Annotated in this window: 17 protein-coding genes; 6 read left to right on the top strand and 11 right to left on the bottom strand. The window is 62.4% G+C overall.

The window, feature by feature from the left end; translation table 11 throughout:
• Positions 1-146: 146 nt before the first annotated feature.
• Both H351_RS31060 and H351_RS31055 read left to right on the top strand, forming a co-directional pair.
• Positions 147-524, top strand: a complete 378-nt coding sequence (locus H351_RS31060) for a hypothetical protein (RefSeq protein WP_030002993.1) — start codon at positions 147-149, stop codon at positions 522-524.
• The gene (locus tag H351_RS31055) at positions 521-1,444 is read left to right on the top strand and encodes a hypothetical protein (RefSeq protein WP_030002994.1); all 924 of its coding nucleotides are present in this window, start codon (positions 521-523) and stop codon (positions 1,442-1,444) included. Before H351_RS31060 ends, H351_RS31055 begins: the two co-directional genes overlap by 4 nt.
• Before the next feature lie 359 nt (positions 1,445-1,803).
• On the opposite strand, the gene H351_RS32045 is transcribed toward H351_RS31055, so the two are convergent.
• A complete protein-coding gene (locus tag H351_RS32045; protein ID WP_144440176.1) occupies positions 1,804-2,145 on the bottom strand; it encodes a hypothetical protein in 342 nt (113 codons plus the stop codon).
• 156 nt (positions 2,146-2,301) lie between these two features.
• Entirely contained in the window at positions 2,302-3,471 is a 1,170-nt protein-coding gene (locus tag H351_RS31040) for a hypothetical protein (protein WP_030002997.1), read from the bottom strand.
• Positions 3,472-4,099: 628 nt separating this feature from the next.
• Here H351_RS31040 and H351_RS32185 point away from each other — a divergent pair.
• Positions 4,100-4,237, top strand: coding sequence for a hypothetical protein (locus tag H351_RS32185; RefSeq protein WP_158510671.1), 138 nt, complete (start codon positions 4,100-4,102; stop codon positions 4,235-4,237).
• A 314-nt stretch (positions 4,238-4,551) separates the two neighbouring features.
• On the opposite strand, the gene H351_RS31035 is transcribed toward H351_RS32185, so the two are convergent.
• From H351_RS31035 to H351_RS32415, 3 genes are all read right to left on the bottom strand, one after another.
• Positions 4,552-5,055, bottom strand: coding sequence for a hypothetical protein (locus H351_RS31035; protein WP_030002998.1), 504 nt, complete (start codon positions 5,053-5,055; stop codon positions 4,552-4,554).
• Between the two features lie 133 nt (positions 5,056-5,188).
• Entirely contained in the window at positions 5,189-5,770 is a 582-nt protein-coding gene (locus tag H351_RS31030) for a hypothetical protein (protein ID WP_244891545.1), read from the bottom strand.
• A 38-nt stretch (positions 5,771-5,808) separates the two neighbouring features.
• Positions 5,809-5,967: a hypothetical protein gene (locus tag H351_RS32415; RefSeq protein WP_201026975.1), complete on the bottom strand. Its 159-nt coding sequence runs from the start codon at positions 5,965-5,967 to the stop codon at positions 5,809-5,811.
• Between the two features lie 76 nt (positions 5,968-6,043).
• Between H351_RS32415 and H351_RS32040 the strand changes: the two genes are divergently transcribed.
• Entirely contained in the window at positions 6,044-6,391 is a 348-nt protein-coding gene (locus H351_RS32040; RefSeq protein WP_030003000.1) for a hypothetical protein, read from the top strand.
• Here H351_RS32040 and H351_RS31025 read toward each other — a convergent pair.
• The 6 genes from H351_RS31025 to H351_RS31000 form a co-directional block, all read right to left on the bottom strand.
• Complete coding sequence (locus tag H351_RS31025) at positions 6,314-7,111, bottom strand: N-formylglutamate amidohydrolase (protein ID WP_030003001.1); 798 nt, start codon at positions 7,109-7,111, stop codon at positions 6,314-6,316. The two genes, H351_RS32040 and H351_RS31025, sit on opposite strands and share 78 nt — an antisense overlap.
• A gap of 36 nt (positions 7,112-7,147) precedes the next feature.
• A complete protein-coding gene (locus tag H351_RS31020) occupies positions 7,148-7,639 on the bottom strand; it encodes a DUF8176 domain-containing protein (protein ID WP_244891544.1) in 492 nt (163 codons plus the stop codon).
• Between the two features lie 285 nt (positions 7,640-7,924).
• The gene (locus H351_RS31015; RefSeq protein ID WP_030003003.1) at positions 7,925-9,154 is read right to left on the bottom strand and encodes a hypothetical protein; all 1,230 of its coding nucleotides are present in this window, start codon (positions 9,152-9,154) and stop codon (positions 7,925-7,927) included.
• Positions 9,155-9,229: 75 nt separating this feature from the next.
• On the bottom strand, positions 9,230-10,564 hold the full coding sequence (locus H351_RS31010; protein ID WP_030003004.1) for a ParA family protein: 1,335 nt from the start codon (positions 10,562-10,564) through the stop codon (positions 9,230-9,232).
• On the bottom strand, positions 10,564-10,920 hold the full coding sequence (locus H351_RS31005; RefSeq protein WP_030003005.1) for a hypothetical protein: 357 nt from the start codon (positions 10,918-10,920) through the stop codon (positions 10,564-10,566). The genes H351_RS31010 and H351_RS31005 overlap by 1 nt, the downstream gene beginning before the upstream one ends.
• Before the next feature lie 58 nt (positions 10,921-10,978).
• Complete coding sequence (locus H351_RS31000) at positions 10,979-13,081, bottom strand: FtsK/SpoIIIE domain-containing protein (protein WP_030003006.1); 2,103 nt, start codon at positions 13,079-13,081, stop codon at positions 10,979-10,981.
• Between the two features lie 247 nt (positions 13,082-13,328).
• Here H351_RS31000 and H351_RS32180 point away from each other — a divergent pair, with 247 nt between their 5' ends.
• On the top strand, positions 13,329-13,466 hold the full coding sequence (locus H351_RS32180) for a hypothetical protein (RefSeq protein ID WP_158510670.1): 138 nt from the start codon (positions 13,329-13,331) through the stop codon (positions 13,464-13,466).
• 881 nt (positions 13,467-14,347) lie between these two features.
• Positions 14,348-14,674, top strand: coding sequence for a hypothetical protein (locus H351_RS30995; protein WP_030003007.1), 327 nt, complete (start codon positions 14,348-14,350; stop codon positions 14,672-14,674).
• Positions 14,675-14,702 lie beyond the last annotated feature (28 nt).

Below are 14,702 nucleotides of genomic sequence, written 5' to 3'. Positions count from 1 at the left end.
TCCATAAATCAAGCCTGCGAGCACACGAAAAACCACCTATCCATGGTGCCACTCGCAAGTACAATGCGGTCGAACCCAAGTCCACGGACCCGAACCGAGAACGCGACGGTCCGCCGGCACCCACATCGAGAAGCGGAGCACGCGCGATGAGTACTGCGGCCAATGATGCGGACATTCCCGCCCCCGTCCGCGAGGCGACCAAAGCACTTTTTCGAGCGCTCGGATCACCGGTTACCGATCAAACGTGGGCCGGCGACAACGGCGCTCGGATCGGGTACCACCCCGTCTTCGGACTCGCCGAACATTATCGAGGTCAAGATGCGGACGTGCGGGGGTACACCGAAAACCCCTATCGCGGTGACCACATGTCGATACCCGGATACACCGAGGATGGCAACGTCTTCGTGCTTGATATCAGCTTCCATAAAGGCGACACGCACATCGAATGCATCGACTTCCCCAAAGGTCCCGCAGACGTACGGAACGCACTCCACGAGCTGCTCATTTCTTGCGAGACACGATGACCACGCAACCACTGCCGGCAGCAGTCCAGGCAGAAGTCGTCAACGCATGTCGCGCCGCATTCTATTACCGCGACGATTTCAAAGCTCTGATACTCACAGCTGGTGTATCGCGTGGAATGTACGGTCGACATGATCACCTCGATAACTCCAAAGCAGTGATGACCCGCCGGATCCTCGACGACCTGCACGACCTCGGCCCTAGCGGCTGGGCGATTCAACGCAAGATCGCAGTCGAACTGTGCACATTGGATAGACCCGGCAACGGTGTCGAGGACACGAAGACCGCACGCGATGCACTGGATAGGTTGCGGCAGGTTGCCAAATCGGCGCGAATCATCGTCGACACAGAACGGGCCGCAATCGACGAACGCCGAGCCCGCGAAGCGAAACGCCAACAGACGCTCGCAGAGGAGCGCCGGAACACAGAACACCTGTCTCAACGATTCACAGAACTCGCCACGGACAGACCGCGCACGGCCAGCGAGAAGCAGGCCCGCGGTTACCAACTCGAGATACTCCTCGTCGACCTCTTCGCCGCAAATCACCTCGACTACGTTGGATCTAGGCGCCAACCGCATGAACAGGTGGACGGCTCCTTCTTCTTTCGTGGGTTCACTTACCTCGTCGAAGCTCGATGGCGCAGCGACAAGCCTACGATCGGTGACCTTGCAGACTTCAAATTCAAGGTCGACGGAAAGCTGGAGAGCACACGCGGACTCTTCATCTCCATGGCCGGATTCGACTCCGAGATCCTCGGCCACTTCGCCCACAATAGCGGTACCCGCAACAACATCATCTACATGACCGGAAACGACCTGGCCCTAATCTTCGGAGGCCAGGTGGGTCTTGAAGACGCCCTCCTCAAGAAGATCGATGCCGCCGAAAGCCGAGGTGAGTACCTTAGCGACTTGAAAAATTAGCCTCACCTCGGTTCAGTGCACAATTCACATCACCACCCGCATCTAAGTGTTACCCCGACAACGAGACCCGCCACTAACGCCAAAGTGATCATCCGAGGTTACGAAGACCACACCCCAGGCAGAGGTCGAGGTACATAAAATCGAAAAACGTTGAATACCAACGATTCAAGTCACAATCTTCTTCCCAATGGACCGCTTCTCCAGTGATGGACCGCACTGTCCGGAGCTCGGTTGGATTTCGCTCAACATCGCCCGGGATTCGTCTCGCGTCGGCGGTAATCCCGAGGCGATACCGGGACCGTCACTGCCGCGGCGGTCGATATCCTCGATCGCGGTTTCCCGCACGCACGTCACATCTGTCATGTGTTAGGAGTGTCATCGACGGCAAACATACGGCCACCAAGGTCGTGGTCGCTGTAGCGCCACAAAGGCAGCGGGATATCGGGGTCATCAGAGGGGCCACGAAGCATTTTGTAGCCTCCCTCCATGTGTTCCCAGAGTCCGGCCTCAACAAGCTGTTGGACCACCTCATCTTGATTGACCGCATACCTTTCGACGACCTCGTCAGGAACAAACCCGGTTCGCCCATTTGCTGAAGACCAGGTGCCGCAGAGTTGCCATAATCCCACCGCTGCGAGCCCCTGAGGGCCGCGCAAGCTCGGAATCTCGTGAACGTCACTGTGACTATCGAAAGTACCCATGGATGAAGAGTCCCATGCCTAGAAGTATCCAACCTGTTGCGACCCGCCTAGTGATGACTGGCGGGCCTGCATCACCACACACCTTTTCGCTGAAGGCCTACTTTCCAGCTTTCCGGTTGAACATTGCATCGAGTAGCTGTGTTAGCGATCGCCCGTTCACCACTCGATGTCCGCTGCTGGTCGTAAGTTTCGCTGCTCGTCGATCACCCGGTTCGTCAGCTCGATACTGGCCAGATACACCCAGAAGATCCAGTCGAGGTAGAACTCGTCATAGTCACGTTTTTGGTCAGCCCTCTGATGCCGGACATGAAATCCGTTGGCAATCTCGAACAGAGCCCCGCGATCTGTCTTCGTCATCGCATCGGCAAGCACGCCATGACGACGTTCCTCAAGAACTAGCGCCAAAGTTGCAACAGCAGAACGCTTCAGGTTTCGGTCGGCGCCGCGACCACGGAACAATGCAAGTGCGTGGCGAACCTGATCCGTCGTCGGTTCCTTGTCCGCACGATTCACCACGGCATCGACAAGCTCAGTGCGAGCTCCATCGGTGACGGTAACCAGCCGGCCGACGTCCTCGCCGTCTTCGGCCATGCGCAGGCCACTATCACTGCGCTCGAAGATCTTGTTCACCCGCCAGCGGTATACCGTGCGGCCAGTTTCGATGTCGAACTCTTCACGGTGCCAACCGCAGTCATTCCAGGTGTGGTAAAAGATTGGTTTGCGTGGACGGGCGACACAGTCGTGGAGGAATTCGACGACTGTGTAGAAGAGATCGGGATCAGAAGAGAGAATCGCCGGCACCAGGGGCCAGACGTCCGTCGTACCGAGTTCCCGTTCGATCACGACCTCCGCTTGGTTGCCGCGAGGTTGGTCTTCACAATCGACGTCAAACCGCCGGTCAAGATAACGTGCCATGTCCAGCTCGTAGACCAGAGCGACAAACTCTCGAACAACGACGTCGATTGGCCATCGTGCATCCCCGGCGCGAGGGGATGAGCTCTGGCGGTCCCTCCAGTACGGCCGCTTAGGCGGAGGATCCTCGTGGAGGCAGTCAGCCTGTGCCATCAGATCCTTGAGGAACTTTTGCCGCGGAGTCATCGTGGCAGGCTGGATGTTCCACGGATCAGCAGATTCGACCGGGATTCTGCCAAACGCAGCCACCGGGCCATCGACGTGATCGCTTACAAAGGCATCGGATAGCAGCAGGACACAGCGGTCATCCCAGTCGGACTCGGTGCGGATGTTCAACAGCCGGGACGCCTCCGCAACGAACAGACTCCTTGGCCACACCAGTTGGTAGTCCGGTTCGGACAATCGTGCGCTCACGAAGTCGATTATCACCAGGCCTTGCAACAGCGCTGCACACCAGGTCAGAGATCGTCAGCCGAACGCGGTGACGGGACGTCGAGTGTAGGCTCGCATCTTTGGCCGCGCTGCACGGATTCGGTGCATACTTCGATCACGCGGAAGGGCCCGGGCGCCGTCAAATAGATGCGAGCAGCCTTGCATGCGCTCGCAGGAAGGCAGCGACCAGCGACTCGGAAAACAAACGCAGCACGCCATCGCTATGCCAGCTCACCATTGCAGGTGCCGGGTGCCCGAGCGAGTCGGCAAATCCAGCAGCGCTAAACGGCCCAAATCGGAAACCACTCTCCGAGCAGATGTTTCGGACATGAAGCAATGCGAATTGCTGCCTGCGCTGCTCAAACAACACAGGCGCACTGACGGCGTGACTCGGAGATGTGAAAAGTCCCAGAATACGCGCCAGTCGTGGCGGCAGATCCCAGCAGTTATTCCCCAACAGTTTCGTCAGCGACATTCGCTTGTTGCGATTCAGGTTTTCGCTGTTGGGGCATACAAAGTGCGGGCGGCATTTTCGCGGGCGTGAGGTTGCCGCGCTTGACCCACCAACCGACCGTTACGGCCGGAAGGTGGAAGAAGGAGAAGGTGCACCGTGATCAGGCTCGGTGCGCTCTGCTCACCGGCGCTCCGCATTCACACGCTTGCGCCGGTGAGGTTTCCGCTGACGGTCGAAAACTCGCAGAAACTGCGGGTCCGTGGGCCAGGTGTCGCCGTGATGGACGCGTTCTGAAGCCGGAATCCCTGCAGGCTAGCTGCCAGGGCGCAGAACATAGCCCTCTCACCAGGGAACCAGCAGGGAAAACACAACGTTGCGCTTGTCGTTGAAGCCGGGCCGGCCTCGATGGCCACACAACATAGGGGACCGGCGAGACCTGGAAGACGCCGACTGCGGCATCAACGCTTACACTTCGACCATACATGTAAACATCGTTATGCGATCGCGCGCTGTACCTTCAACAGCTCCCGGGAGCCTTATGTAGCGCCCACGTTCACAGGGCGGGTCGGAATCAACCCGAGGACAGCGGACAGGGATAACGCCATTCCTCAAGCGCTTCCTGCGGCGATGAGTGTAAATCCGCTAGCGTCGACTAACTCGATAGTGTTGGCCTGGTGGCGGTTTCGGCAAAAGAATCCTCGGCGCCGAATGGGTGTGACGGCGAAAACGTACCTTCTGTCGTCGCCGATGACGCAGGACGGCGTCGCGGTGATGGAATTGGTGTGTGATTCGAGTGTTTCCCAGAGAGCCGTAACTTCCGGGTGGAGCGCTACGAGGAAGTCTTCAGTGATCAGAGCTGTGGCGAGGCGTTTTTCGAAGACGAGGTCACGGCAGGTTTGGTGGTTGGTGATGAAGGCTTCGACTCGAATTCGTGCTTCTCGAGCTGGTTCAGATCCACGCGCGCCGTAGTGTTGGTAGGTCTCCCGCATCAGTTTCGGAAGATTATTCGTAAATTCCGTGGACTGTTTGCCGGCATTGCAACTGTGCACGTAAGTCCCTGTGGTCGGCGACTTTCCGGCTGCTGTTGCTTGTTGTTCGGCATCGCTGGTCATTGAATCCAATCTCAGCGGTCCGGCAATTTTTGAGTACTCGACCCTGGGTGGACTAGACAAACTTTTCAATTCAGATCGTTATCGCAGTTCGCAGGACCGATGAACGGACTCGGGCGCTGTGCTGGCCCATCTCTTATCGTCCGAGCCTGGCGCGGACAGCGCCGATTCCGTCGTCGTACGAGTCGACATAGCGCCCAGCACCCGGCTGATACGTCGATTCGACTGCGGTCGGGTCGTGGGCCATGAACACCACATCAGGCCGTCCACCGTTGTACCGCTGATACAACTTGTGGTTCCAGCCGTCGGGTGCGTAGTCGTCGTTCCATTTCAATCGCGCGACGGGGACGAATCCGGACTTCGCGTAGATATCGGGAAGGACCGTGTCGAAGCAGTCCAACCGTCGCCCACCTGCAGCGACGGCGGTTTCGAGCATTGAGTTCGCTGCGCGTCGATGTCTGGTGTCGCGGTGTGCGTAGAGCGAGACGATTTCGTCGTCTTTGAGTGCGATGCCGGAGCGGCCGTCCTCGGTCACGAAGAGTCGCATTCCCGCGTATTCGTCATCGTTGTAGACATAGACCGATGATGCGTGCGAGTTTCCCTCTCGTAGCGCTTCCATCTGATGGCGATATGTCCGCGCATCACGTGGGTGCAACTCGTACAACTCGGGTGCGCTGTCGCCACGGCTCGTGATCACTTGCGCGCGTTGCTCGGACAATCGATGTACTGCAACCGGCGTGATGTGCCGGTCGTCAATCAGAAGCCGTGGAACTCCGCCAGGTCGATCGCCAGGTCGTCCCATTTCTGTTCGATCGCCAGGCGCTCGGTTTCCGGTAGATCCGGAGTCCATCCCCACCGTCGCCAGAACGCTTCGCGCTCTTCCTGTGTCAGGATCGGTATCTCGTTCTTGGTCATCGCTGTTGTCCTTAGGGTCGTCGTGGGCGAAGCCTGATGTTGCTCTAATCTGCTGCTCGCGTAGCGCTTTGCCCAAATGGAGGCGTTGCTGCAGCTGTTCTCGCTTACCTGGATCGTCCTCCGTGCCGAGTTGATTGCGCAACTCGGTTTGTCCGCCGGGGGTGGCGTCGTATTCGTCGGATCTGACATCGAGGTTGGCGCGGGCCGTGACGATTCGTCGCTGGTTTCGGGTGATCGTCGGGTTCGCGTCGAACAATGCTTGCGCGGAAGCGTGCCGTCTTCGGGCGCTGTCGAGGCGTGCTCGCACGTGCGGGGTGCAGCGGGGGCCGGGGTACTTCTGGCACATCTATCGGCTCCCCCGATCGGCCGCGTCGACGAGGCGGCCGAGCATGGCTCCGAGGTTTTCGGCGGCGATGTCGACTAGTTCGCCTTTCTCGGTGAGGTATTGGTCGCGGCGCAGTTCGATCATCACGGAGTACACGCGAGGATCGGTGTTGTAGCGGTCGAGTGGTACGTACGTGCCGGAGAATGGGGTGTCCGTGCCGATATCCTCGAGCGGGGAGAACGCGGCGTAGGCGGCCTCTATAAGCCAAGGCGGTGTGTGGTGTGGGTCGGCGCCGATGCACAGCGCGGGACGCTGGCCATCCGGGTGCAGCTCGTACGCCGACGGCAATGTCGGGTAGGAGTGGACGTCGATGATCACGGCGCGGCCAGTGGCGGCGATGCGGTCCGTCACCAGGTCGGACATCGCGGCGGCGTAGGGATGGAAGTAGTTATCGAGCAGTGCATCTCGTGTGGTGTTGTCGGCGTTGCGCAGGACCTCTCCGTTGCAAGTTCGGGTGTAGACCGCGCCGCGGCCGACGGCGTTGAGTTGTTCGCACTTGTCGGGGAATCGTTCGGGATCGATCACCAGCCGCGAGAGGTCGTTGCGCAGTGTCCACGGTCGGGGTGTCACTGATTGCGCTGCGTGCTGTGCGATCACGTCGGTGTGTGCGTCGGTGATCTCGTCGAGTTCGGCGGCGAGTTGCTCGTCGGTGACGGTCAGTGACGGGCGGATCTCGGGTGGGATGATGCGTGAGGCGTGCGGGACGTGCAAGATGACGGGCGAGGATGTATCGCCCGCGATCAGTGTTCTCGTGTTCACGAAATCTCCTTGGCGAGTGTGGAACTGGTGCCGGTTTCAGTTGATGACGTCGACGAACCAGCGACCGCCGAGTTCTTTGGTGGTGATGGTCTGTGGGAACTGTGTGCGCGGCTGGCCGGGACGCATTTCGGTGAGAGCGACGGAGTAGATACCGGCCGCGATCGGTGTGGTGCGCACGCAGTGGGTGGTTCCTGTTGGGACGGTGTCGATTCCGGCTTGGATCTTCTCCGTCGCTGGCAGGGAGGTGTCGGGGGTGGTGAGTGCACGGACGGCTGTTCCGGAGCGGGTGACGTAGTAGGCGTATTCGAACGCTGCGATGACTCCGGGGCCGCTTTTCTGGTCGCCGGGGTCGGTGCGGCATGCGGTGGCGTCGGTTTCGGTCGTCGGTACGGAGGCGAGAGCGGGCGGGGTGACGTCGAGGGCGGGTGCCGATTCCGAGGTGTTTGCCTCGTCGGCGATTCTTTCCTGTGCGCGCTCGTCGTTGCCGGAGAGAAGGCGCAGGACGGACCAGCCGAGTAATGCGACCACGACAATTAAGGCAGCGACGTAACGCAAGCGGTGCGATCGGAAATCCCTCTTGCACGGACGCTTCGGCGCTGGCGAAGGCGTGGGTACAGACACTGTTGTGGCCACGTCCGCACCTGCGCCATGGGGCGTGCCGCCGAGTAAATCGATCACTGCGGGGTGCCTGCTCGTGTTCTTCATCGCTGTCGCCCTTTCAGTGCTCGCACCTGGTTCTGCAGTGGCGCATGGACAAGTTCAGGGCGGGCGGCGCGTTGCCGCCCGACTTGAACGGCTCTGATCATGCGAGCTTTACGCCGGAATACCCGCTCCGACTGCGTCGCTGATCAGCGAGGACGCCAGGCCGGGGGTGGCGTTGGTGAGGAAGTCCGTGAGGGCTGTGTCGACGTGTTCGATGATCTGCTCGCCTCCGGGCTGTCCGGCGACGAAGTCGCGGGCCGGCTGGTCGATCGCAGGGGCAGCGGCGACGGTGTCGCGCACAGTAGTGGCCGCGGCCTCACCGATCGGACCGGAGTTCTCCCACTCTGCGAGCGTGTCCTGCGTCTGGCTGGTGACGGCGGGTTGGTCGACGTCGGGGACCGTGATTTCGACGGGTTCGCCGAGTTCTCCTGCGCCGTACGCGACGGCGGCGGTGAATCCTGCGATTCCTCCGCCCAGTCCGCCGAGAACGAATGCGGGGGCGCCGGCGAGGAGTGCGCCTGTACCGGCGCCGACGGCTGTTCCGGCGAGACCGCCCGCTACCCAGCCGATTCCGGGGATGAAGACGTTGCCCAGTCCAAGGCCGAGGTTTCCGCCGACGGTGCCGCCGATCAGCGCTCCTCCGATGGCGAACGGGGTTGCGAGGCCGATTCCTCCGGCGAGTGCTCCGGCGGCGGCACCGCCGACTTGGGTGGCGGCGTCGCGGCTGGCTTTGTCGACGGGGACGCCGAAGGCGTTCCAGCCGGTGGCGACTCCGGATTCGATGATGGCGGTGGTGTTGTCGGTTCGTTCGAGGTCGACGTCGGAGACCCAGTTCGGTTGTGCGATGTGGAAGGTTCCGATGCGGAGGGTGTCGCGTGGGGCGATGATTGGTGCGACGACGTCGACGGGTCCGGGGAGATGGAGTTGGGTGTAGTCGGTCGGTGTGGTGTCGGTGTAGGTGGGTGGTGTGTAGGTGTTGGTGTCGTAGTCCCAGTTCGGTAGCGGCTGGTAGTCGATGTTCTGGTATTGCGCGGGTGGGTCGATCCAGTAGATGGGCTCGGTGGGGGCTGGAGTTTCTGTGGCCGGCGGCGGGGTGGGTTCGGTGGTCACGCCGGACTGTCCGCCGCCGTCGGTGATGCCTGCTTGTCCTCCTCCGTCGGTGATGCCGGCTTGCCCGGGCGCTGCGAGTGCCGGTGGTGCGAGCGTGATTCCGGCGGCCACTGCTGTGGCAGCGATGACGGCGATGGTGCTATGGCGGGCGAGGGTGTGGCGGCGGTGTCGGCCGTGTCGGTGTGCGCGGCGGGCGGCTCGGTTTCCTGCGGTGTAGTCGATGATGCTCATGTGGTGCCTTTCATTTGGGAGGGTGCGGATGGATGCCAGGAGGGGCCGGTGTGCGGAATCCGGCTGATAAATGAATCAGTCAGCGGTGTGGGCGATGAGATCGATGACGGTTGCGGCAACGACGGTCAGGGCTTCGGTGGTGCTGCGCCGGAGCTTCGAGGGCGCGATGCGCTCGCCGGAGGCGAAGAGTGGTTCGAACGGCATCCGGGCGACCGAGTGGACTCCTGTGTCGAGAAAGGCGTCGACAGCGTCAATTTCGACCATCGGTGCATCTCCCGGTCCGTCGGTGATGACGACGATGGTGCGAGCCATCATCGCCGGTCCTGCGGTGACGGTGAGGTCGAGGAGCATGCGGTGCGCGGCTGCGGCGGCGTCGCGGCGGAGCGGTACGGGCACGAGGAGGACGTCCGCGTGGGTGGTTGCCCAGTGCCAGCTGCCGGCGAGGCGGTTGTTGCCGGTGTCGGCGATGAGGATCTCGCGGTGCTGGGACAAGATCTGTGCCGCGGCGTGGGCGTCGTCGTAGCCGAGACTGGATCCGTGGGCGCCGTTGTTGCCGGCGACGATGTCGTCCCCGCTTGGTTGGCGGGTGAGGTACTGCGAGAGCGCCGAGGGTCGGATGCTGCCGGGCTCGGCTGCCTGGGCGGCGATCAGTGCGAGCACGTCATGTCCGTCGCGGGGTGGGGTGCTGACGCGGTCGGCGAGGCTGCCGCCGACGTCGGCGACGTCGACGCAGACTGTGGTTGCGGCGCCGCGGTGTTCGGCGATGATCGCGTTCAGCCCTACCGCGAGAGGGGTTTTGCCGACGCCACCTTTCGGGTTGGCGATGGTCACGACCGAGAACCCCGGGAGGGGGCCGGTGATGGATGCGATGGCGGCGCGTTGACGCATTTCGGCGGACTCGGGTTTCGGAGCGATCCGGAGGTTGAGAATGGTGTTGAGTCGGCCGCGTAGTCCGCTGCGGGCAGGTTCGTGCGAGCCGGCCGCAATCTCGGGTGCTGCGAGCACGGATGTCGAGGCCGGTGTGCGCGCCGCGGTCACCTGTGGAGCGTGAGTGTCTACTCCCCCGGCCGGCGGTGAGTCTCCGAGGGGTGTCACCGCCATCGTGACCGGTTCATCCACATGATGATCCGGGTGCGTCTGTGGTGTGTCGGCGGGTGCGGGGATGGGGCCGGTGGGCAGCGATTGCGCCACCTTCCCGTCCGGTGCGACGGTGAGTTGGCGGGAGCGGCCCGCTTCCTGCACGGTGACCTCGACGGGTGAGCCTGCGTCGGCGGAGTGCTGTCGGCTGAACTGTGCGATCACCGCGTGGATCGACTGCCCGTTCTCGGCGGACAGTTCCACCTTCTCGTCCCCTGCCCCGCTCACGAGTGCGGTTCGCTCGGAGGTGATTTCGATGGCAAGGGTCGACATCACGCAGTGGTTCCGGTGAAGGCTCCGACGCCGGAGAGTTCGGTGTCCATTTCGAGGACGATGGTGTCGGCCTTGTCGAGGGCGGCCAGGGCGTCGTCGCGGGCTTTGCCGTCGGGGAGTACTTCGATGATCTGGCGGCGGGTGGCGACGGCTTTCTTGATTTCGTCGAGCCGCGGAGCGGTCAGTTCCTGGTCTTCGCTGAGTTTCGGTAACCAGCTGGGGATGGCGCTTTTGAGGACGCGGCGTAGTTCGGTGATGACGGGGTCGCCGCCGCCTTTGGGGGCTGCGAAGGGGTTGCGCAGCACGGTGATGTCGTCGGCGGTGGGGGTGATCGATTGGGAGATGCGGCGGCTCATGGGTGGACCTTTCGGGTGAGGGTTGTGCCGGTGTGTCAGCGACGTCGGGGCTCCGGTGTCAGGGCGCGGGTGCGGTGGTGTCGGGTTCAGGGAGCAGGACGACTTCGTGTGGTCCGTAGGTGATGTGGTTCTTGACCCGTCCGGTGCCGTGGAAGGTCAAGGTGGTTTCGGTGACGGCGCCGCTGTCTTTGTCTCGGATGACGGTGACCGCGGCGACGGTTGCCGGGTGTTCGTTGCCGCGGCTGTCGTCGACGAGGACGGTCATTCCTTGTGTGACCGCGGAGGCGGGTATCGCGTCGGCGAAGTCATCCCCTGGGTCGGCGGCGGGCGTGTCGTCGTGGTGGCCGAGGACGGTGGGCTCAGGAGCTCGGCCGTAGGCGCGGGCAGCGACGGCGACGGAGCGTTCGGATTCGATGAAGTGGCGCAGTTCGGCCGAGTAGAACGCGATGTGCGGTTCCTGCTGGGGCCGTAGCCCTTCGATGATCTTCTTCTCCGAGGTCGAGAGTTGGTTCCATTTGTTGGGGTGCGGGTCGACGTTCGGTGTCCACCACATCTGCGCATCGACGGGCACGCCGTCGTTGCCGAGGGCGACTCCGCGGCCGGGGACGGAGGTGTCGATCTCGCGGCCGATCTGCGAGTCGCCCCACAGCATCATCGCGCCGTCCTGCGAGAGGTTGCCGAGGGAGATGCGGGTGCCGAAGTTGTCGCGCGCGTTGCCCGAGGCGCCGCCGAAGAGGGACGCGTCGGGTCGTTGCACACCGAGTAGGAGCCGGATACCGGCCGAGCGTGCGAGGACGGCGAGATCTGCCCACGCCCCCAGTGGGTCGAGTTCTTTGAGGAGTTCGCGGGTTTCGTCGTCACCGGTTTTCGCGAGGCGCTGCCATTTACCAGAGAGGATGAAGAACTCGTCGAGGACGGCGATCAGCAGCGGCAGTTGGGACGGCTCGATCTTCTTCACGTGGACGTAGTGGTTGCGGGCCATCATTTCGCTGTGCAGGGCACGCACGAGCATCGCGGAGCGGACGGCGTCGTAGACGATGGCGGCGCACCCGGGGTAGCCCTCGAGTCCGTCGAGTTCGATCATTTTCGGGTCGACGCCCAGGAACGGGATTCCTCGTCGCGATGCTTCGGTGAGCAGGGTGCGGATCACTGATGTCTTGCCACCGCCGGTGGGTCCGACGATCAGGCAGTGAGGTTTGTTCGACTTGGTGGAGATGTCCCAGAACATGTTCACCTCCGATGCTGCCGTCGCGTAGGGCAGGTGGCGCAGGTTCTCGTCGACGAGTTCGAGAGGGTGATCGACGCGGGTGGGTAGTGGGGCGCGCAGGCTCATCAGGAGGTAGCCCTCGGAGGGAAACCAGTCGGTGGCCCAGGTGCGGCCGGATTCGTGCTCGCCGGCGAGGGCGGCGAGGGCTTCGTCGACCTTCTTCTGGAATCCGCGTGCTCCGCTGGAGAGGGTGGGTGTGAAGGTGATCTTGAAGGCGGTTTCGACGTCGCCGTCGAGCGAGGCGACGCTCACGGTCGGCTCTTTCAGCGGTCCGTCTTTGAGGGAGTTCGCCAGTGCCTTGTGCCGCGGTGATCGGAGGTCGGGTTGAGTCAGCGTGCGGGTGATGCGGATTCGGTCGCGGTGGGCGTCGTGGACGACGGTGTAGGTCCATTTGCTGGTGCGTTTGCTCGCGGAAGCTCGTACTGCGGTGGTGAATTCGTCGAGCTCTTTCCGACGGATGATGGCGCCGCGGGCAAGGGTGATGGTGGCGCTGCGCAGGGTGGTGATGCCGGGCGGGTATCCGATGGTGATTTTGACCGGGGTGTGGCGGGTGCTTTGCCGGATTTGGGCGTCGAGTCCGGCGCGGTGACGGTGGGTGAGGAACCGTGCGATATCGCAGGCGAGCAGGCAGACAGTGAGGGCGGCGAGCGGCCAGCGATACTCGTGGACTGCGGAGACTGCGCTGTCGAGCTGTGGGTTCGAGAATTGTTCGGTGAGTTCGAGGAGTCGCGGCACGAGAAACGCGAGTGTTGTTGCGATGACGGCGAAAGGTGCCCACGCCCTGTACGGGCGGAGGGCGGACTCCCCCGCCTGGTTTGTTCGCGCGTGGGGTTTGTCGGAGCCGAAGAGGTCGACGAGAAAGTCTTTGAGCGGGTCCTGCTGGCTTCTGCTCACCGTCGACTCCTTTCGCTCGAATCCAGTCCACGACGGTCGTCGCCGGGGCGTGTGGGGTGCACTGTCACAGAGCGTGGGAAACGATCTCAACCCGCCTGTGGATAACTTGTTTCGCGGGTGCGTGGCTGGAGCGCGCGTCACATGTCCCGAGGGGTGATAGCGGGGCACGATAACCACCCGTCCCTCCTACCCGAGGCTGGTTCTGGTTGTGGCGCTGCGCATTACCCGCCGAAGACCGCGCGCCGGCATGGCTGATACACCGCGTGAGGACTTGTTCGATCCCTACGGCACGGGCCCGATGACGATGTACCTCTCGGATGGTTTGCGCCTTCCTGCGCCACTGTTTGCCGACCCTTTTCAGGCTCTCGAACGACTCGCGTCGTGAGGTACCGAACCCAGTGCGCGAACACCCGAGAACGGTGTCGACGACACCGCGGCGGGCGCCGCGCCAGGATGATCGGGCGATACTCCGAACAGAACCCTGACCAGCAGTTGATTGAAATATGTTGGCGCGAAGCAATTTTGAGAAGTACACTCCCCCTAGGCCCGAAGGGCCGGGGGAGTGACCCCGAAGGGGAAGGGTGAATCGGGCCCCTGAATTCCACCTCCGTCCACGCCCTCTGCAGGCACCCTCGATGCGGGACTGTTCGAGCACGGGGTGCGCAGCCTACCGTGTGTGCGTGCTGAACACGCTATGCGTGCAGCGCATGCACACCACGCAGGCGGTGGAGACGAACTGTTCTTGGAACTTCAGATCATGGCCACGGCGCGGGTGCCTCGAGCAAGCTCCAGCAGGGGTGACTCGCACAGCTGGCGGACACGTTCCGAAAATGGTTCTGTGCCAGGTTCTTCAAGCGGACGAAGGTCACGAAGCACAGCGAGGGAGACAAGTGTAGATCTCCATGGTCTGCGGCGGGTCCGTCGACAATGCCGATTCGCAACTCTCAGCCGCTCTACTTGAAGGAACGCTCACGTCGGGATATTGGAAGTCCCGGCGGACACCCGCAGCGAAGACCATGCCGTGGCCGCGCTCCCCCTGCATTCGAAGTCATTCCCGCGAGCGTCGAGAGATCCCCGACGGATGAATCTCGACGGCCGAACACACACCCCCACGCGACGACACGCGCCAACGCTGATCGACAAACCGCCAACCGCGGAGCCAACAGTTATCCACAGGTCGCATTGAAATTCCTACCACCACTCTTCTACGTTTCCGCACAACCACATTCGTGGGGTCTGGTTCCACCACTGTGTTGGAGAGTGCTCATGTTTTCTCTTGCTTCCACCGTGATCGACGTGTCGATCCCGGCAACGCATCCACCGCTCGCCGCAGACGCGGTGACCCTCGCGCAGTCGACGGACGTCAATACCGGTGGTCTGCGCGCGTGGATCAAGGACAACATCGTCTTCACCATCCTCATCGCCCTCGCGTGTGTGGTCCTCGTCGGCGGGCTCAAGGGCAATTTGTCGCGGGTCTTCACCGTGGGCGGACTCGGGTTGTTCGGGCTTGCCTACCTCGGTATCGCGACATCGGAATCGGCGGCCACGGGGATCGGCAATTGGATTCTCGGGCTCGTCGGTATCTCGACATGACCGCTGATGCCTGTGCAGAGAACATTCG

Origin of the sequence: Rhodococcus erythropolis R138 (genome assembly GCF_000696675.2) — a bacterium.
GTDB lineage: Bacteria > Actinomycetota > Actinomycetes > Mycobacteriales > Mycobacteriaceae > Rhodococcus_F > Rhodococcus_F erythropolis.
Note: the sequence above shows the minus strand (reverse complement) of the source record. Positions and strands in the feature narration are given on the sequence as shown.